20 protein-coding genes are annotated in these 18,525 nt (G+C 68.3%); 13 read left to right on the top strand and 7 right to left on the bottom strand.

All coding sequences use genetic code 11. The features are described 5' to 3' along the window. Positions 1-22: 22 nt before the first annotated feature. The 11 genes from AC3WOB_RS19425 (at position 23) to AC3WOB_RS19475 (ending at position 10,353) form a co-directional block, all read left to right on the top strand. Positions 23-934, top strand: a complete 912-nt coding sequence (locus AC3WOB_RS19425) for a fumarylacetoacetate hydrolase family protein (RefSeq protein WP_013391208.1) — start codon at positions 23-25, stop codon at positions 932-934. Between the two features lie 49 nt (positions 935-983). Beyond that, positions 984-2,168 (top strand): ABC transporter substrate-binding protein, encoded by a 1,185-nt coding sequence (locus AC3WOB_RS19430; RefSeq protein WP_492275914.1) that lies wholly within the window; start codon positions 984-986, stop codon positions 2,166-2,168. Next, entirely contained in the window at positions 2,165-3,079 is a 915-nt protein-coding gene (locus AC3WOB_RS19435; protein ID WP_013391210.1) for a branched-chain amino acid ABC transporter permease, read from the top strand. Before AC3WOB_RS19430 ends, AC3WOB_RS19435 begins: the two co-directional genes overlap by 4 nt. Then, a complete protein-coding gene (locus AC3WOB_RS19440; RefSeq protein WP_492275915.1) occupies positions 3,076-4,062 on the top strand; it encodes a branched-chain amino acid ABC transporter permease in 987 nt (328 codons plus the stop codon). The genes AC3WOB_RS19435 and AC3WOB_RS19440 overlap by 4 nt, the downstream gene beginning before the upstream one ends. Continuing rightward, entirely contained in the window at positions 4,052-4,822 is a 771-nt protein-coding gene (locus AC3WOB_RS19445; RefSeq protein ID WP_013391212.1) for an ABC transporter ATP-binding protein, read from the top strand. Before AC3WOB_RS19440 ends, AC3WOB_RS19445 begins: the two co-directional genes overlap by 11 nt. Beyond that, positions 4,809-5,501 carry an ABC transporter ATP-binding protein gene (locus tag AC3WOB_RS19450; protein WP_013391213.1) on the top strand — a complete coding sequence of 231 codons (693 nt, stop codon included), beginning with the start codon at positions 4,809-4,811 and terminating at the stop codon, positions 5,499-5,501. The genes AC3WOB_RS19445 and AC3WOB_RS19450 overlap by 14 nt, the downstream gene beginning before the upstream one ends. Before the next feature lie 133 nt (positions 5,502-5,634). Next, on the top strand, positions 5,635-6,396 hold the full coding sequence (locus AC3WOB_RS19455; protein ID WP_492275916.1) for a GntR family transcriptional regulator: 762 nt from the start codon (positions 5,635-5,637) through the stop codon (positions 6,394-6,396). Further along, complete coding sequence (locus AC3WOB_RS19460) at positions 6,389-7,273, top strand: alpha/beta hydrolase (RefSeq protein ID WP_013391215.1); 885 nt, start codon at positions 6,389-6,391, stop codon at positions 7,271-7,273. Before AC3WOB_RS19455 ends, AC3WOB_RS19460 begins: the two co-directional genes overlap by 8 nt. 31 nt (positions 7,274-7,304) lie before the next feature. Next, positions 7,305-8,219: a LysR family transcriptional regulator gene (locus tag AC3WOB_RS19465; RefSeq protein ID WP_013391216.1), complete on the top strand. Its 915-nt coding sequence runs from the start codon at positions 7,305-7,307 to the stop codon at positions 8,217-8,219. A gap of 150 nt (positions 8,220-8,369) precedes the next feature. Further along, positions 8,370-9,359 carry a Bug family tripartite tricarboxylate transporter substrate binding protein gene (locus AC3WOB_RS19470; RefSeq protein WP_013391217.1) on the top strand — a complete coding sequence of 330 codons (990 nt, stop codon included), beginning with the start codon at positions 8,370-8,372 and terminating at the stop codon, positions 9,357-9,359. Positions 9,360-9,408: 49 nt separating this feature from the next. Then, positions 9,409-10,353: a M14 family metallopeptidase gene (locus AC3WOB_RS19475; RefSeq protein ID WP_492275917.1), complete on the top strand. Its 945-nt coding sequence runs from the start codon at positions 9,409-9,411 to the stop codon at positions 10,351-10,353. Positions 10,354-10,368: 15 nt separating this feature from the next. On the opposite strand, the gene AC3WOB_RS19480 is transcribed toward AC3WOB_RS19475, so the two are convergent. From AC3WOB_RS19480 to AC3WOB_RS19490, 3 genes are all read right to left on the bottom strand, one after another. Continuing rightward, positions 10,369-10,890, bottom strand: a complete 522-nt coding sequence (locus tag AC3WOB_RS19480) for a lipocalin family protein (protein ID WP_013391219.1) — start codon at positions 10,888-10,890, stop codon at positions 10,369-10,371. 80 nt (positions 10,891-10,970) lie between these two features. Further along, on the bottom strand, positions 10,971-12,542 hold the full coding sequence (gene gshA, locus AC3WOB_RS19485) for a glutamate--cysteine ligase (RefSeq protein WP_013391220.1): 1,572 nt from the start codon (positions 12,540-12,542) through the stop codon (positions 10,971-10,973). Between the two features lie 32 nt (positions 12,543-12,574). Next, the gene (locus AC3WOB_RS19490) at positions 12,575-13,468 is read right to left on the bottom strand and encodes an alpha/beta hydrolase (protein ID WP_013391221.1); all 894 of its coding nucleotides are present in this window, start codon (positions 13,466-13,468) and stop codon (positions 12,575-12,577) included. A 60-nt stretch (positions 13,469-13,528) separates the two neighbouring features. On the opposite strand from AC3WOB_RS19490, the gene AC3WOB_RS19495 reads away from it, so the two are divergent. Next, entirely contained in the window at positions 13,529-14,068 is a 540-nt protein-coding gene (locus AC3WOB_RS19495) for a hypothetical protein (protein WP_013391222.1), read from the top strand. Here the strand turns inward: AC3WOB_RS19495 and AC3WOB_RS19500 are convergent. After that, positions 14,058-14,309, bottom strand: coding sequence for a helix-turn-helix domain-containing protein (locus AC3WOB_RS19500; protein ID WP_013391223.1), 252 nt, complete (start codon positions 14,307-14,309; stop codon positions 14,058-14,060). The genes AC3WOB_RS19495 and AC3WOB_RS19500 overlap by 11 nt on opposite strands. 181 nt (positions 14,310-14,490) lie before the next feature. Here AC3WOB_RS19500 and AC3WOB_RS19505 point away from each other — a divergent pair, with 181 nt between their 5' ends. Continuing rightward, positions 14,491-15,387 carry an AEC family transporter gene (locus AC3WOB_RS19505; RefSeq protein ID WP_492275918.1) on the top strand — a complete coding sequence of 299 codons (897 nt, stop codon included), beginning with the start codon at positions 14,491-14,493 and terminating at the stop codon, positions 15,385-15,387. 90 nt (positions 15,388-15,477) lie between these two features. Here AC3WOB_RS19505 and AC3WOB_RS19510 read toward each other — a convergent pair whose 3' ends face one another. The 3 genes from AC3WOB_RS19510 to AC3WOB_RS19520 are packed head-to-tail and all read right to left on the bottom strand — an operon-like array spanning position 15,478 to position 18,490. Next, on the bottom strand, positions 15,478-16,485 hold the full coding sequence (locus AC3WOB_RS19510) for an Ldh family oxidoreductase (protein WP_041652129.1): 1,008 nt from the start codon (positions 16,483-16,485) through the stop codon (positions 15,478-15,480). 38 nt (positions 16,486-16,523) lie between these two features. Beyond that, on the bottom strand, positions 16,524-17,459 hold the full coding sequence (locus AC3WOB_RS19515; RefSeq protein ID WP_492275919.1) for a hydroxyacid dehydrogenase: 936 nt from the start codon (positions 17,457-17,459) through the stop codon (positions 16,524-16,526). 20 nt (positions 17,460-17,479) lie between these two features. Further along, entirely contained in the window at positions 17,480-18,490 is a 1,011-nt protein-coding gene (locus AC3WOB_RS19520; RefSeq protein WP_492275920.1) for a Bug family tripartite tricarboxylate transporter substrate binding protein, read from the bottom strand. Between the last annotated feature and the right edge of the window lie 35 nt (positions 18,491-18,525).

Raw genomic sequence — 18,525 nt, forward strand, 5'->3', positions numbered from 1 at the left:
GTTCTGAATCTATGGAGTTCCTATGCGCTTGGTGACTTTTCGCGCTCATCCCACCGCCGCTGCCCGCCTGGGCGCGCTGGCCGAAGGCTATGTGATCGACCTGGCCCTGCTGGGCCGCGCCGGCGGCGTGGACCTGCCCGACGACATGCTGGCCTTCATCGACCTGGGGCCCGTGGCCGTGGCGCAGGCCAGCAAGCTGATGGAGGCCTATCGCGGCAATTGGCCCGTGGGCAGCGCGCTGCCGCAAGAGAACGTCAAGCTGCTGGCGCCGATCCCGCGCCCGCGCAAGAACATCTTCGGCATCGGCCTGAACTACGTGGAGCATGTGGCGGAATCCAGCCGCACGCTGGATACCTCGGCCGACCTGCCCAAGCAGCCGGTGATCTTTTCCAAGCCGCCTACCACCGTCATCGGCCCGGGCGACGCCATCGAGCACAACGCCAAGATCACGCAGCAGCTGGATTGGGAAGTGGAGCTGGCCGTCATCATGGGCCGCCGCGCTTCGCGCGTGGCCGAGGCCGATGCGCTGTCCTATGTGTTCGGCTACAGCGTCATGCTGGACATGAGCGCGCGCGATTGCCGCCGCGCCGGCCAGTGGATCTATTCCAAGGGCCAGGACACCTACGCGCCCTTCGGCCCCTGCATCGTGACTGCCGACGAGATCCCGGATCCGCAGGTGCTGGACCTGTGGCTGACGGTCAACGGCGAGAAGAAGCAGGGTTCCAACACGCGCCACATGCTGTTCAAGGTGCCGTTCCTGATATCGGACATCAGCGCGGGCATCACGCTGGAGCCGGGCGACATCATCGCCACCGGCACGCCGGAGGGCGTGGGCGCGGGCCGCAAGCCGCAGGAATGGCTGTGGCCGGGCGACGTGGTGGTGGCTTGCGTGGAAGGCATCGGCACGCTGCGCCATCCGGTGGTGGCCGTTTAAAACACCCAGCCGCCGGGGCGGCGGGCAACGCAGTCTCCAAGGGGAAAACATGATCAAAAAACAGATACTGGGCGGCGCGTTGTCCGTCGCGCTGGGCGCCGCGGCGTCCATGGGGGCGGCCCAGGCCGCGGAACCGGTCAAGATCGGCTTCATCGCCACCTTGTCCACGCCGGCGGGCTACATCGGCGAAGACGAGCGCGATGCCTTCAATCTGGCCATCAAGCAGGGCGGCGGCAAGCTGGGCGGCGTGCCGGTGCAGCTGGTGATCGAGGACGACGGCCTGAAGCCCGCCAACGCCAAGCAGGCGGCCGACCGCCTGCTGCAATCGGGCGTCAAGCTCTATACCGGCGTGAACTTCTCCAACGTGTTGGCGGCGGTGGTGCCCAGCGTGGTGAAGTCGGGCGCGTTCTACGTCAGCCTGAATCCTGGACCGTCGAATTTCGCGGGCGAAAAGTGCGATCCCAATTACTTCGTCGCGTCCTACCAGAACGACGCCTTCCACACGGCTGGCGGCGTAGCGGCCAACGAACTGGGCTATAAGAAGGTCGTGCTGCTGGCGCCCAACTACCAGGCGGGCCGCGATGCCATCGAAGGCTTCAAGCGCACCTACAAGGGCGAGGTGGTGGCCGAGATCTACACCAAGCTCGACCAGTCGGACTTCTCGGTGGAATTGGCGCGCCTGCGCTCGCTGGCTCCCGACGCCATCTACCAGTTCCATCCGGGCGGCACGGGCATCAACTTCGTCAAGCAATATGCGGCGGCCGGGCTGAACAAGAGCATCCCGATGCTGATGCCCAGCTTCTCGATGGACGCGCGCATGATCAAGGCCACGGGCGACGCCTCGGCCGGCGCCTACATCACCGGCATCTGGTCGCAGGACTTCGACAACGCACAATCGAAAGCCTTCGTGCAGGCGTTCAAGGAAACCTACGGCCGCGTGCCGACGGACTACGCCATGCAGGCCTACGACACCGCGCAGCTGATCGGCGCGGGCCTCAAGGCCACCGGCGGCGACCTGTCCAAGGCGGCGGAATTCCGCGCTGCGCTGCGCCAGCCCGAGTTCACGTCGCTGCGCGGCAAGTTCAGCATGAACACCAATCAGCATCCGATCCAGGATCTTTATCTGATGCGTATCGAGAAGGGCAGCGACGGTAGCCTGTCGCCGCACCTGGTCCGCAAGCTGGTGTCCGATGACAAGGACGCTTACGCGCAATTCTGCAAGATGCCGTCATGACGCTCCTGTTTGAACAGCTGCTCAACGGGCTGCAGTTCGGCGCCATGCTGTTCATGCTGGCGGCCGGACTGACGCTGATCTTCGGCATCATGGGGGTGGTCAACCTGACGCACGGCTCGTTCTACATGGTGGGGGCGTACTGCGCCGCGTACGCCATCGGCACCACCGGCTCGTTCCTCGCGGGCGTGCTGGCGGCGCTGCTGGGGGCGGGCCTGTACGGCATTTCGGTCGAAGTGCTGGTGATACGCAAGCTGTACAAGCGGGACCACCTGTACCAGGTCCTGGCCACCTTCGGCCTGCTGCTGTTCTCCAACGAAGCGGTCAGCCTGATCTTCGGCCGGCGCCCGCCGCTGGTGGGCATTCCCAGCTTCCTGGAAGGCGCGGTGACGCTGGCGCCGGGATTCCAGTATCCGCTGATCCGCCTGTCGTTCATCGCCATTGGCGCGTTGGTGGCGGTGGGCCTGTGGTGGCTGGTCAACCGCACGCGCATCGGCATGCTGATCCGCGCCGGCGCCGACGACCGCGAGATGGTCGACGCGCTGGGCATAGACATCCGCAAGCTCTACACGCTGGTGTTCGGCCTGGGCGCTCTGCTGTGCGGGTTGGCCGGCGTGATGGCCGCGCCGCTGCTGGCGGTGGAAATCGGCATGGGCGAACGCATCCTGATCACCACCTTCGTGGTCATCGTGATCGGCGGGGTCGGTTCGGTGCGCGGGGCCTTGGCCGGCGCCTTGCTGGTGGGCATGGTGGACAGCCTGGGGCGCGCGTTCCTGCCGCAGCTGCTGTCGACCATGTTCTCGCCGGCCACGGCGGACCCGCTGGCCGCGGGCATGGCGTCGGCCAGCATCTATGTGTTGATGGCGATCGTGCTGATCGCCAAGCCGGGCGGGCTGTTCCCGGCGCGAGGATGAAGATGGCATACACACTTACGAACCGCGCCCGCTGGGGCTTGGGCGGCCTGGCGGTGCTGATCCTGCTGCCGGCCGCGGCGCTGGCATCGGGCTCGCCTTTTCTGATCGGCGTGGTGACGCGCTTTTTGATCCACGGCCTGGCCGCGGTCAGCCTGGACCTGGTGATCGGCTACGGCGCCATGGTCAGTTTCGGCCACGCCATGTTCTTCGGGCTGGGTGGCTACGCGGTGGGCATCATCGCCTTCCACACGGCCGAGGCCGGCCCGATCTTCGGCTGGGCCGGCAGCAACGCGGCGCTGGTGGTGTGGCCGATAGCGCTCATCGTGTGCGCGCTGGCCGGCTGGCTGTTCGGCTATCTGGCGCTGCGCACGCGCGGCGTGCAGTTCATCATGATCACGCTGGCGTTCGGCCAGATGGTGTACTTCGTGCTGGTGTCGTTGCAGTTCTACGGCGGCGACGACGGCCTGATGATTCCGCAGCGCAATGAGCTGCCGGGCATCAATCTGGAAAGCCCCATGGTTTTCTACTATGTGTGCCTGGCGCTGCTGACGCTCTGGACGCTGCTGTGCATCCGCGTGACCAATTCGCGGTTCGGCATGGTGCTGCAGGCGCTGCGCCAGAGCGAGCGGCGTTCCATCAACCTGGGCGTGGCGCCCACGCCATACCGGCTCAGCGCCTTCGTGCTGTCGGCGATGGGCACGGGCCTGGCCGGGGTGTTGTGGGCCAACTATGCCGGGCTGGTGACGCCGGACATGGCGGCCTGGACCAAGTCCGGCGAACTCATGGCCATCGTGATCCTGGGCGGGGTGGGCACCTTGCTGGGGCCGATCGCGGGCGCGGCGGTGTTCCTGGGGCTGGAGCAGATGCTGTCGTCCTTGACCGAGCATTGGCTGCTGTACATGGGACCCATCCTGGTGCTGGTGGTGCTGTGGGGCGAGAAGGGCCTGTTCGGCAAGTTGCTGGAGACACGCCATGCCGACTGATGCAAGCGCCAGCCTGTTGCGCCTGACGCAGCTGCGCAAGGCCTTCGACGCGGTGGTCGCGACCAATGGCGTGGACCTGGACGTGCGCGCCGGCGAGATTCACGCCATCATCGGCCCCAACGGCGCGGGCAAGTCCACCCTGATCGCGCAGATCTGCGGCGAGATCCGGCCGGACTCCGGCACCATCCATCTGGACGGACAGGACGTGACCGCGCTGCGCGCCTTTGAGCGCGCCCGCCTGGGGCTGGGACGTTCGTTCCAGATCACCGAGCTGTGCCAGGAGTACACCGCGCTGGAGAACGTGATCCTGTCGCGCATGCTCAAGAGCGGACGCGCCTTCCAGGCCTGGTCCAACCCGCGCCATGACGCCGCGTTGAAGACCGAGGCCATGCAGTGGCTGACGCACGTGGGGCTGGAGGACCGCCGCCACGTGCGTTCGGCCGACCTGGCGCACGGCGAGAAGCGGCAGCTGGAACTGGCGGTGGCGCTGGCGCGCGCGCCGCGCCTGCTGCTGCTGGACGAGCCCATGGCCGGCATGGGACCCGAGGAATCGGCGCGCATGACGCGGCTCTTGCAAGGCATGAAGGGCGACTACGGCATCCTGCTGGTGGAACACGACATGGACGCGGTCTTCGCGCTGGCCGACCGCATCAGCGTGCTGGTCTACGGCCGGGTGGTGTTCAGCGGCTCGCCCGAGGAGGTGCGCCGCCATCCGGAGGTGCGCGCCGCCTATCTGGGAGAAGAACATGTTGAAGGTTGAAGGGCTGACCGGCGGCTACGGTTCCAGCAAGGTCCTGTTCGGCATGTCGTTCGAGGCCAGCGAGGGCGAGGTGATCTCGCTGATCGGGCGCAACGGCATGGGCAAGACCACCACGATCAAGACCCTGATGGGCATGCTGCCCGCCACCGGCGGCGCGGTGCAGTTCCGCGGGCGCACGCTGGGCCGCGCCGCGCCCAGCAGCGTGGCGCGGCTGGGCGTGGGGCTGGTGCCGGAAGGCCGGAGGGTGTTCGGATCCTTGACGGTGCAGGAGAACCTGGTCGCGACTTCGCGTGCCGCGCCGGGCGGATGGGACCTGGAACGCGTCTACACGCTGTTCCCGCGCCTGAAGGAACGGCGCGGACAGTCGTCGCGGACCCTGTCCGGCGGCGAGCAGCAGATGCTGGTGGTGGGCCGCGCGCTCATGACCAATCCCAAGCTCCTGATCCTGGACGAAGCGACCGAGGGGCTGGCGCCGCTGATCCGGCAGGAGATCTGGCGCTGCCTGCGGGCGCTCAAGGGCGAAGGCCAGACCATCCTGGTCATCGACAAGAACCTGCCTGAAATGGCGACGCTGGTGGACCGCCACTACATCGTCGACAAGGGGCGGGTGGCCTGGTCGGGGCAGCCCGCGGAACTGTCCGCCCAGCCCGAGCTGGCGCAGCGTTACCTGGGCATATGAGCAGACCATGGAGCGTGGATCACGGCTCGGCAGCCGGGGACGGATACACGCCGCTGCCGGCCCGTTGGGCGCAGGTAGAATGGGCCGCCTGCGCGCGGATCCGCGCCCCGGCCGCTGAAATCTGGAGACCATCTTGAAGCCTAGAATCAAAGCTTCCCGCCAGGACGATCCCGGATCGGACGGGAGCGCGGGCGTGGAGGAAATCACGCTGTCGGAGCAGGTCTACCGCCTGTTGCGGCGCGACATCATGCGCGGCGCCTTCGCGCCGGGCCAGTCCTTGCGGCTGGAATTGCTGAAGCAGCGCTACGGCAGCAGCTTTTCCCCCATCCGCGAAGCCCTCAACCGCCTGCGCAGCGAACGCATGGTCATCAGCACCACCTCGCGCGGCTTCAGCATCGCGCCCCTGTCGGTCGAGGAAATGTGGGACGCCTGTGAAACCCGCATCCTGATCGATTGCGATGCGCTGCGCCGCTCGCTGGCCAATGCCGACGACGCCTGGGAAACGCGGCTGGTCGGCGCGTACCATGCGCTGACCCTGGCCGCGCAGCGCGCCGAGGCCGCCGCCCAGCCTTCGGAAGAGCTGGACGAGCTGCTGGAGGCGCGGCACCTGGAGTTCCACCACGCGCTGATTGGCGCCTGCCGTTCCCACTGGCTGCTGGACCTGTCCACCCAGCTCTATGCGCAGACTGAACGCTATCGGCGTCCGGCGCGCGCTGGCGCAACCGCCTACGGGCCGGAGCGCAGCGTCGACGACGAGCATCGCCAGCTGCTGGACGCCGCCATCTCGCGCGACGTGGAAGGCTCGGTCGCCATGCTGGCCGCGCACTACCGCAAGACCGCGCAGTTCATCGAACGCATCATTTCGCAGCCCCAATCGCAGGCCAGGCATGCATAACTCCCACATCGACCTCTTCTTCCCCACCATCGCCGAGCGCGAGGTCCAGTACAACGCGCGCGAATCGGTGCCGGATTTCGACGCCTGCGTGCGCCGCTATGCCGAGTCCTCGGCCCGGGTGCGCACGCGTCGCCCCGGCGTGCTGGACCTGCATTACGGCATGGGCCAGGACGAAAGGCTGGATCTCTTCTTGCCTGCCGCCTCGCAGGCGCCGGCGCCGCTGTTCGTGTTCATCCACGGCGGCTACTGGCGCGCGCAGCGCAAGGAAGACGCACCCGTGATGGCCGAAGCCTTCAATGCCGCAGGCGCCGCCGTGGCGACGCTGGAATACACGCTGGTGCCCGAGGCTACCCTCGGCGAAGTGGTGCGCGAGGTGCGTTCCGCCGTGGCCTGGCTGTACCGCAACGTGGCGGCCTATGGCGTGGACCCTGAACGGATCTACGTCAGCGGCAGCTCGGCGGGTGGCCATCTGGCCGGCATGCTGGTCGCGCCCGGCTGGCCGGCGCGGTATGGCGTGCCGGACGACGTGATCAAGGGCACGCTGGCGCTCAGCGGGCTGTTCGATTTGCGGCCCCTATGCGACGTCCTGCCGAACACCTGGCTGCAGTTGACGCCCGAGCAGGCGGCGCATCAAAGCCCGATCTTCCATCTGCCGGAACGCGCGGGTCCGATGCTGCTGGCGGTGGGCGGGCTGGAGACCCAGGGCTTCAAGAACCAGACGGCGGCATACGAAGCCGCCTGGAATGCCGCGGGCCTGGCGTCCACCCGTATCCCGACGCCGCACTGCAATCACTTCGACCTGGTCAATGAACTGGAAGATCCGGACAGCGACCTGACCCGCGCCACCCTGGCGATGATGGGGCTGGGCGCCCGGTGACGCGCCGGCCGATGGCGTAAGCTTGACGCCCATGGCCGACCTGAAACTTCTTGAAGACCTGATTGCCCTGGCGCAGACCGGCAGCTTTGTGCGCGCGGCCGAGCTGCGCCACGTCACGCATCCGGCTTTCGGCCGGCGCATCCGCGCGCTGGAGGCCTGGGCCGGCGCGCCGCTGATTGAGCGCCAGCGCCTGCCCGTGGTCCTGACCGCCGAGGGCGAGGCTTTGCTGAAGACGGCGACCCAGGTGGTGGAGCAGATGGGACAGGTGCGCCACCGCATCCGCAGCTTCGGCGCGGGCGGCGAGGCCGTGCTGCGCATCGCCACCGGCCGCAGCCTGGCCCGCACGCTGGTGGCGGACTGGATCGCGCGACTGCGCCACCGCACGCCCAAAGTGCTGACCGAGGGCACGCAGGTCGAGCTGTCCACCGGCATGATGCAGGACATGGCGGCCCGGCTGGAGCAGGGCCGCGTGGACCTGCTGTGCTGCTACGAGCATCCGGCTCTGTCGGTGCAGCTGAGTCCGGGGCGCTACCGCTACATGACCTTGGGCACCGACAAGCTGGTGCCCGTCAGCCAGGCCGATTCCCGTGGCCGGCCGCGCTACGTGCTGCAGGAAGGCGGGCCGTCCGTGCCATTGATTACCTACGCCGGCGGCCTGGCGATGGAGCGCATCGTGGGCGACCGCCTGGAGGCCACGCCCTATGCCCTGGCGCCGTTCCTGCGCAGCGATTCGCTGGACGCGGCGCATGGCGCGGTCGCCAAGGGGCTGGGGGTGGCCTGGCTGCCCTGGTCCATGGTGGCGGCGGATTGCCGTCGCGGCGCGCTGGCCGCCCTGGGCGGCCGCAGCGAGGAAATCTCCTTCGAGGTGCGGCTGTACCGCTCGCGGGCGCGGCTGGCGGATCTGGCCGAAGCGGCCTGGGAAGCCACGGCCAGCCGCAAGGCCTGAAATCCGCCGGGCGCAGGGTGCACGCGTGCTGAATCCGCACCGGCATGTGCCGACTTGGCACGGGATGTCCCTGGTGTACGTCCGAGAATAGCTCCCGAAACATCAAATGAGACGGCGCCGCCGTCCGCCATAGCACCCCAGGGAGAAAACATGAAATCCGTCCTGCATCCGTTGCGCGCCACGCTAGCCGCGCTCTGTGCCGTCTCCGCGCTCGCCGCGGCGTCTTCCGCGCACGCCGATTATCCCGAGCGCGCCATCTCGCTGGTGGTCGGCTATCCGGCGGGCGGCAGCGTGGACCTGACCGCGCGCCTGTTCGGCGAAGAGCTGGCCAAGCGCCTGGGCCAGAGCGTGGTGGTCGAGAACGTGGGCGGCGCTGGCGGCACCATCGGCGCGCAGCGCGTGGCGCGGGCCACGCCCGACGGCTACACGCTGCTGCTGGGCTCCACCAATGAAATGGTCATCGCCAGCATGATCAACAACGCGGTCAAGTACGACAGCGTGAAAGACTTTGCGCCGCTGGGCGTGATCGCCTCGCAGCCCATGCTGCTGGCCGCCAGCAAGAATTCGGGCGTGAAGACCGCCGCCGAGTATCTGCAGAAGCTGCGCGCCTCCGCGCCGGGCAGCTTCAACTACGGTTCTTCCGGCGTGGGCACGACCCTGCACCTGGCCGGCGAGATGATCAACCAGTCGACCGGCACGCGCGCCGAGCACGTGCCGTACCGCGGCGTGGCGCCGCTGGTGACGGACCTGATGAGCGGCCAGCTGGACTACGGGATGCTGGTGCTGTCCTCGGGCTTGCCGCAAGTGCGCGGCGACAAGATCGTGGCGCTGGGCGTGACGGAGAAGAAGCGTTCGCCGGTGGCGCCGGATCTGCCGGCCCTGGCCGAGACGCCGGGATTCGAAGGCGTGGATATCAGCGTTTGGTTCGCGCTCTACGGTCCGGCCGGCCTGCCGGAGCCCGTGGCCGCCAAGCTGCGCGGCGCGCTGGCCGATACGCTGAAGTCGGAGCAGTTCCGCGCCAAGATGCAGGAAGCCGGCGGCGTGCTGTCGCAGCCGGGCCTGGATCCGGCGGCCTATCAGGCCGAGGAAACCAAGAAGTACGGCGCGCTGGTCAAGGCCGCCAAGATCGAAGCCCAGTAAGTCGAAGCCGAGTCATCGCAACACCCAAGCACCGCAGCGGACAATATCCATGGAATTCAAGCTTCCCGTACCCGACCTGAGCGCCGAGCGCGCCGGCAATACCGGCACCCCTGGCGTGTGGCATTTCGATTCAGGCCTTCCGGGGCGCGCGTTGATGCTGTCCGCGCTGGTGCATGGCAATGAGCTGTGCGGCGCCTGGGCCTTGAAGGACCTGCTGGCCGCGGGCCTGCGCCCGCGCCGCGGCAGCCTGACGCTGGCGTTCTGCAATCTGGAGGCGTTCGACCGTTTCGACCACGCCAACCACGATGCGTCGCGCTTCGCGGCCGAGGACATGAACCGCGTCTGGAGCGCCGAGCGCCTGGACCATCCCACGACGCCGGACCGCAAGCGCGGCGCCGAGCTGCGTCCCTGGGTGGAGCGCGCGGACTGGCTGCTGGACCTGCATTCCATGCATGAACCGGGCGCGCCCCTGCTGCTGACGGGCGTCCTGCCGCGCAACATCGCGCTGGCGCGCCGCCTGAAGGCGCCGCAGCACGTGATCGTAGACGCAGGCCACAAGGACGGCGTGCGCATGCGCGATTTCGGCCAGTTCGGCGATCCCGCCCGTGCCGACGCCTGCGCCTTGCTGATCGAATGCGGCTTCCATGGCGAATTGGCCGCGCGCGACGTGGCGCGTGACATGGTGGCGCGCATGCTGGTGGAGTCGGGCGTGGCCGATGCGGCGGATGTGCCGGCCGGCTGGCTGATGCCGGACGCAGCGAACCAGCGCGTGCTGGAAGTGACGGACGCGGTGGTCGCGCCGTCCATGGACCTGCGCTTCTCCGAGCCCTGGACGGGGCTGGAGACGTTCGAGCAGGCCGGTTCCATTCTGGGTTGGGCCGATGGCCAGCCCATCGTGACGCCTTACGATCGGTGTACGCTGGTCATGCCGTCGTTGCGGCAGCTGAAGCCAGGGGTGACGGTGGTGCGTCTGGCGCGGGATTACGCAGGGTAAGCGCCGCGGCGCATCCTATTTCTGCGGCGTGTACCGCAGTTCGTCCAGCTGGTAGCCCTGTGCCTTGGCGGCGTCCAAGGCCTTGTCCAGCTCTTCCTTGGGCAACTGCGGCGAGCGCGACAGGATCCACAGGTATTTCCGGTCCGGGGTGCCGACCACCGACCAGCGGTATTCCGGATCCAGGCCTATCACCCAGTAATCGCCCTTGAATGGCTTGAAGAACGAGACTTCGAGCTTGGCGTTGTTGCTGCCTTCCACCACCGTGGCGGTGCCGGATGCGGTGTCGATGTCGCCGTCCTTGGTGCGGCAGCGGTTGTTCACGCCGACCGTGCCGTCGGCATGCGCGGTGTATTCGGCGGTGGTGTCTCCCACGCAGTCGCGCTGGAAGAACATGGGGAAATTCGCGATCTCGTACCACATGCCGGCGTAGCGCTTCAGGTCCACCGATTCCACGGTCTGCATGGGCGGCGGCGCGGCATGGACTATCCCCGCCACGCTGGCGGCCAAGGCCAGCAGGAATGTTGCGGTGCGGCGCATGGGGAAAACCTCCTGAGGTGTCAGAGCGGTCCGCGCCGCCAGCAAGCGGCCGGCGCGGATCAAAACCTTAACGATACGCCTTATTTGCGCGGGGCCTTCAGCGCCGCGTGGTAGCGGGCCACATAGGTATCGAAATCCTCGGTGTCCGACTGCTCCAGGCGCTGTTGCTCCGCCGTGGACTGCGCGGCGGCCTGTTCATAGGCGGCTGCGAGGTCGGCGGGCAGGGCCTGCGCGCGCAGCGCGTCGGCGTGCTTGCGGCTGAGGTCCAGCGAATAGTCATGGAACGACAGGCGGCTCTCGGTCAGCGAGGCCAGCAGGCGCGCCGAAGGCGTGGAGTCGGGCTGGTCGAGCTTGGCGCGCTGGGCCGCCAGCGCTTCGGCGTAGGCGCTGCCGCCCAGGGCGGAGTCGAACAGCGCGGCGTAGGGCGCGATCTGGTCCAGCAGTTCGTGGCCCCACTGGGCCAGGCCGATGGACTGGCCTTCGCGGTCCAGCATCAGGCCGGGCTTGCGGCCTTCCTTGACGACGGCCGAGAAGTTGTCGGCGCTGCGCTGGCAATAGCCGTTGGCAGGGAAGAAGGGGCTGTCGGACGCGGTGCAGAACAGCAGGAAGGCGTCGACGAAGCGGCTGGTGGCGGCGTCGATGCCGACCGGCGAGTCCGGGTCGATGTCCAGGCAGCGGACTTCAACGTACTGCACGCCGCGCTCGGCCAGCGCCGTGATCGGGCGTTCGCAGCGGCCAGTGGCGCGCTTGGGGCGGATGCTGGAGTAGTACTCGTTTTCGATCTGCAGCACGTTGGTGTTGAGCTGGATCCATTCGCCGTCGCGGTGGGTGCCGATCTTCTGGTAATCGGGCCAGGGCTGGGTCACCGCCTCGTACAAGCGGCCCAGGAACGTGTCCAGGTCGTTGTAGCAGAGCTTGAGCTGCGACTGCGCCTTGTTCTGGTAGCCCAGGTCGCTCATGCGCAGGCTGGTGGCATAGGGCAGGTACAGCGTGCTGTCGCCCAGTTTTTGCAGCGGATGCTCGCGCCCGCGCAGGAAGTCGCTGGACAGCGCCGGCGCGGCGCCGAACAGGTACATCAGCAGCCAGGAATAACGCGTGAAGTTGCGGATCAGGCCAATGTAGCCGCGCGAACGGCGGTCCTGGATGCTGCCGGGCTGCGTGTCCAGCACGGACCACAGGTCTTCGGCCAGCGAGAAGTTGTAGTGCACGCCGGCGATGCACTGCATGGTCTTGCCGTAGCGCACGGCCAGGCCGCGGCGGTACACGTGCTTGAGCATGCCGGTGTTGGACTTGCCGTACCAGGCGATGGGAATGTCGGCTTCAGACGGCAGCGTGGCGGGCATGGACTGATTCCAGATCAGTTCATGGTCCAGCACGCTGTAGACGTGGCGATGGGTGTTGGTCAGTTCGGCCAGCAGCGAGTCCACGTCCTTGTGCGTGCCCGTGATGAGTTCGAGCAGGGATTCGGAATAGTCGGTGGTGACGTGTTCGTTGGTCAGCGCCGAGCCCAGGCCGGCGGGATGCGGCTTGCGGGACAGGACGCCTTGCTCGTCCACGCGCAGGCCTTCCTTTTCGATGCCCCGCAGGGTCTGGGTCAGCAGCGATCGGTTGGCCTCCAGGCGGGAGAGGCGGTTGGCGGCAGTATCAGTCACGGGTTCTTCTCGTTTGGGTCTGTCGCCGGATTTTACGGGGTGCCGGCCTCCTGTGCCGAGGGAGTCAATACTGGGGACAGGGACAATGCCTGGGCGGTGCGCGCCAGCCACTCGTCCAGGTCGGCGTAGACCGGGTCGGCGATGGGGGCGGTTTCGTTGAAAATCTCGTGCCAGGCGGTGTCGTACCAGCGCAGCGTCAGCAGTTCGGCGGGCGCGCGCTGGGCGAATTGGCGGCTGCCTTCGGCGGCGACGATGGAGTCGTCGCCCGCCACCATCAGCAGGGTACGACAGGCCAGGAGCGGGGCTTCGCGCAGGGATTCGCGGCCGCCTTCGTCCACGAAGCGGGCCAGCCGCCCGGTCATTTGGCGCCGTACCAGGGGATCGCTGCGGTAGGCCTTCACCACGGCGGGGTCATGGGAGATGCGGGCGGGCGCCAAGCCGTGAGGCACGCGCAAGTCGGGCGCATGCAGCGACATCCAGGTCAGCGTGCGCCGCACCCAGGGCGGCACATGCACCACGAAGGGGGGCGAACTGAGCACCAGGCCGTCGATCTCGACCATGCGGCGCAGGGCGATTCGCACCGCGACCAGGGCGCCCAGGCTGTGGCCCAGCAGGATGGGCGGGCGTCCGTGGGCGGCGGTCCAGGCCCGCAGCCGGTCGACCGCATCGACGACCAGGTCGTCCTCGTGGCTCAGGGTCGCGGGTCGGCCGCCGGAACGGCCATGGCCGCGGTGGTCGTGCGCGCCCACGGTCCAGCCGCGGGCGCTCAGCCAGCGCGCCAGACGGTCGTAGCGCCCGGCATGCTCGCTTAGTCCGTGCAGCAGGTAGATACTGGGAGTGCCTGGGCCGGCGATCGGCGGGGGCACATTTGGCGCGGCTGGCCAGACATAATTGGCCAAGGGCGTGCCGTCGGGCGCGGGGGTCATCGAAATCGGCGACAATTTCTGGCTTCCTCGAAATGAATAGACAGTCCAGGTCCTCGGGTAATGACGATTTCATCGCTGTTTCGTTTCATGTTCAAGAAAGCCGGCGCGATTGCCGCGCTGGCCCTGCTGATCACGGCCTGCTCGCCCAGTTACAACTGGCGCGAAGTCGACGTGGCCGATGGCCACGCGCGCGCGGCGTTTCCGGACCGGGTCACCACCGACACCCGCGACCTGAAGCTGGACGCCCATACCTTGCGTTTTACCCTGGCCAGCGCCACCGTGGGCGAGGCGGTCTTTGCCGTGGGTTCGGCGCCGCTGCCGCCCGACATCGCCAAGGACCCAGCGGCCAAGCAGGCGCTGGGCATGGCGCTGATGCATTCGCTCTACGCCAACATGCAGTCGCCGCCGCCCAATGAATGGCCTGCCTACGGGCAGGACATCGAGGTCCAGGGCAAGGCCATGGGCAAGCCGGGCTGGCTGCGGGCCCGGGTCTGGGTGACCGATACCATGCTGATCGAAGCCGTGGCGGCCGGCACCGTGGAAAGCCTGCCGGCCGAGCGGGCGCAAGAGTTCCTGCGTTCCGTCGTCATCAAGCCGTGACGGGTTCGATCAGGCCCAGCCTCAGCGCCGCGACCACCGCCGCGCGCCGGCCGCGCACGCCGAGCTTCTCGCAGGCGTTGCACAGGTGGAAATTCACCGTGCTTTCGCTGACGCCCAGGATGCGGGCGGTTTCCCAGCTGGTTTTGCCCAGGGCGGCCCAGTGCAGGCAACTGGCCTGGCGCTCCGACAGGGGCTTGATCGCCTGGGCCGGACTGGATGACGGATTCAAGGCTGAACCCATGGCTGGGGGAGTGGCCGGGTTCATGGCCGGGGGCGTGGCGGGGAGGGCGGTGGCTGACATGGCGAATGGGGGCGTAGGCCCGGCGATTGACGAGTTGCCTCATGCTGCCGTCCGGACGGGCCGCCCGGCAAGCGATGATGCCTTCACGCATCAATCCTCTTATCTCTAACGGAATAAGCGCATGTCCGCCGTCGTGCAGTTCTATTTTTCATCGATCGTGCTGATGCTGCCTTTGCTCTTCTGCGCGGGCATAGGGGTGTACTGGGGCAAGCGGGACCTGCCGTTCGGCGGCTCTTTCATCACCATGCTGGTGACCTCGGTGACCACGCCAGCCCTGGTGTTCCACACCTTCGTCACCACGCATCTGGACGACCGCGCGCTGGCCGACGTGGCGGTGGCGACCCTGCTGGCGCTGCTGCTGTGCGCGCTGGTCTGCGCGCTGCTGCTGAAGGCATGCAAGCTGCCCGTGCGCACGCTGCTCCCCACGGCCTTCCTTCCCAATGCCGGCAACCTGGGGCTGCCGATTTCGCAGATGGCTTTTGGCGACGCGGGCCTGTCGGTGGCGGTCGCGTTCTTCGCGGTCAGCTCCTTCGTCATGCACACCGTCGCCGTGCGCCTGTTGCCGGGGGTGAACACCAAAGGCAGCTGGAAGAGTCCGATTCTGCTGGCGTCCCTGGTCGCCGTGGCCCTGCGCCTCATGCATGTGCCGGTGCCTGCGTGGCTGGTCGAGACCTCGCGCATGCTGGGCGCGGTGACCGTGCCGCTGATGCTGCTGAGCCTGGGCCACGCCCTGGCCTTGATTCCGTCCAACGGCCTGCGCGATGGCGCCAAGGTCGCCGCCATCCGCCTGGCCGTGGGCCTGGGCGCGGGGCTGGCAGTGGTATGGGCGCTGGACCTGGAACCGGTGCTGGCCGGCGCGCTCAGCCTGCAGATGGCCATGCCCTGCGCGGTGGTCAGTTACATGTACGTCAAGCGCTATACGACGCAGGGGGAGACCGCGGCGGGCGCTGTGCTGGTGTCGACCGTGGCGTTTCTGTTGCTGGCGCCGGTGATACTGTGGTTCAGCCGCGGAGTTTGAGATTGGGACAATTGTCGCGACGCTGTCGCGACAATTGAGCCGGCCGCACAGGGTCGTGCTCGAGTGCCCCCGCGTGCCGTGGAAAACGACCTACGCCGTGCCCGACATGGCCCGCAACTGCGCCATCAACGCGTCGGGAATGTCCACGCCATGCTTGAGCGCTTCGTCGCGCAGCTTGCGGCGGCGGTCGCCCGGCAGGCGCACGCCGTCGTCTTCCAGCATGGCGTCGACCAGGACTTCGACACGGTCCAGATAGGTGTTGTTGCCGGCCAGCGCGCCGGGGTCGATCGCCATGAAGGCCTGGCCCAGCCGCGCCGGGCCGCCTGCGTCGACGAAGAAGGACTCGGTCTCGAAGCCGAAGTGCGAGCCGGTCAGCGCGCAAGCCAGCAGTTCGACGATCAGCGCCAGCATCGCGCCCTTGACGCCGCCCGCGGGCAGCATGCTGCCCGCCAGGCCGGCCTTGGGGTCGGTGGTGGGCTGGCCGTCGGCGTCCAGCGCCCAGCCCAGCGGAATGGGCTGGTTGTCGCGGGCCGCGATCATGAGCTTGCCGCGCGCGACCTGCGATAGCGACAGATCGATCACCAGCCGCGCGCCGCCGCGCCGCGGAAACACGGCGGCGATGGGGTTGGTGCCGAACAGCGGCCGCTTGCCGCCCCAGGCGGGCATGGCGGCGGGCGAGTTGCTCAGCGCCAGCCCCACCATTCCCAGGTCGGCCAGGGCTTCCAGGTGGTAGCCGGCTTCGCCGAAGTGGTGGCTGTTGCCGACGCCGATGAAGGCCACGCCATGTTCGCGGGCGCGCAGGCCGGCCTGTTCTATCGCCATTGCGCAGGCGGGAAAGGCCAGTCCGGAACCGGCGTCGATCAGCGCCGCGCCGCCGCGCTCATGCACGATGCGCGGCACCGCCGAACCGATGGCGCGGCCGGCGCGCAGGTGTCCGGCGTAGAAAGGTACGCGCGACAGGCCATGGGAGCTGAGCCCCTGGCTTTCGGCGAAGACCAGCGCGCGCGCCGTGCTGTCCGCCATGGCGGCATTGGCACCGGCGGCGGCCAGGCCCGCCGCGGCCAGGAGTTGCAATTCGTCCAGATAGATGTGAGCCATATCCTTCTCTTCAAGGGCGGGCGCCGGGCCGTGTGGCTTCATCGGTCGCCGCCCGTAAGCGCCATTGTCACACCGGCGGCCACCATGTCGGAAACCCGGGTGTTGGCTTCCTGCGTCAGTCCGGCGATGTGCGGCGTCAGGATCAGGTTGGGCGCGTCCGCCAGCGGGCTGCCCGCAGGCAACGGTTCCTGTTCGAACACGTCCAGCGCGGCGCCGCGCAGATGGCCCGTCCGCAATGCGTCGGCCAGCGCGGCTTCATCCACGATGCCGCCGCGCGAAGTGTTGATCAGCACCGCGCCCGGACGCATGCGCGCGATGCGGCCGGCGTCCAGCAGCCGCCGCGTGCCGGGCGTGAGGGGCAGGTGCAGAGTGACGGCATCGGCCTGGGCCAGCAGTTCGTCCAGCGGCATGGCGGTGACGCCGGTTTCCCGCCAGGCGGGATGGTCCGGCGGCAGCGCGGCGTCGCAGCCGGCCACGCGCATGTCCAGCCCTTGCGCCAGGCGGGCCGTCAGCCGGCCGATGCCGCCGAAGCCGACGATGCCCAGTGTGCGTCCGTGCGCTTCCAGGCCCTGCGAGAGCGCGTTGCGGGGCCATGCGCCCGCCGCGACCTCGGCTGTCGACGCATAGGCGCCGCGCAACAGCATCAGCACCGTGCCGACGACGTACTCGGCCACGGCGCGCGCATTGGCGCCGGTGGCGGGTATGACCGCAATGCCGCGCGCGGCGCAGGCCTCCAGGTCGATGTTGTCCAAGCCCACGCCCAGGCGGCCCACGGTCCGCAGCCGCGGAGCCGCCTGCAGCAGGGCGGCGTCCACCTTGCTGCGGTTGCGCACGATGAGGCCGTCGGCCTCGGCCACGGCCGCCAGCAGGGCGTCGCGCTGTTCCACCAGTTCAGGCGCGTACCGCACGTTGAACCGCTGGCGTAGCGCGTCGACCGCGGGCGCGTCCATGAACTCGGAGATGAGGATATGCATGGGCAGGGATTCCACTTTGGTCAGGCGATCTGGATGTTGGCGTCGCGGATGATCTTGGCCCAGCGGTCCACCTCGGATTTCAGGTAGGCGCCGAACTCCGCGGGGCCGCGCGGCTGCGGCACGAAGCCCAGCTGCAGCAGCGCCTGCTTAATGGCGGGTTGCGAGACCTGCCGCACGATGGCGTCGCCGATGCGTTGCACCAGTTCGGGCGGCGTGCCCGCCGGCGCCAGCACGCCGGTGAAGTTCTCGACGATCAGGTCGGGCAGGCCGGCCTCCTTCACGGTGGGCACGTCGGGCAGATCGGCGCTGCGTTCGCGGGTAGTGATGGCAAGCGCCCGCAAGGAACCGTTCTTCACGTGCGCCAGCGATTCCGGATAGTTGGAGAACACCACGTCCAGGTGGCCGCCTATCAGGTCGGTGAGGGACGGCGCGCCACCCTTGTAGGGGATGTGCATCATCGGCACGCCGGTGAGCTTCTGGTAGAGCGCCAGCGTCAGGTGCGGCGGCGTGCCGTTGCCGCTGGACCCCGCCGACAGCGACTTCGAGCGGGCCGCCTTCGCCAGGTCGGCCATGCTCTTGATGTCGCTCTTGGCGTTGACCACCACCATGATGGGCGAGGACGCCAGTCCCGCCAGCGGCGTCAGGTCGCGGGTCAGGTCGTAGCCCGCCTTGCCGGCAAAGAGCGTGGCGTTGGCCGCGTGCGATAGCGTGATCGCCAGCCAGGTGTAGCCGTCGGGAGCCGCGTGCGAGACGTGGGCCGCGCCGATGTTGGCGCTGCCGCCAGGCTTGTTTTCCACCACCACGTTCCAGCGCTCGGCGTCGCTCAGGGCCTTGCCGACCTGGCGCGCGGCCACGTCGGTCAGGCCGCCGGGCGGGAAAGGCACCACATAGTTGATCGGCCGTTCCGGCCAGGCCTTCTGCGCCAGGGCGCGCTGCCACGGCGCCAGGGCACAGAGGCCGGCGGCGCCCAGGGCGGCGAGCAGGCGCCGGCGTTGCGCGGCGTCGGGATGGTGATCGTGTTCGCTGTTCATCTGTCTTCCTCCTTGGGTGGCGCCCGGGTAGGAAT

This window comes from Achromobacter sp. FW305-C-30-7, from assembly GCF_058783105.1.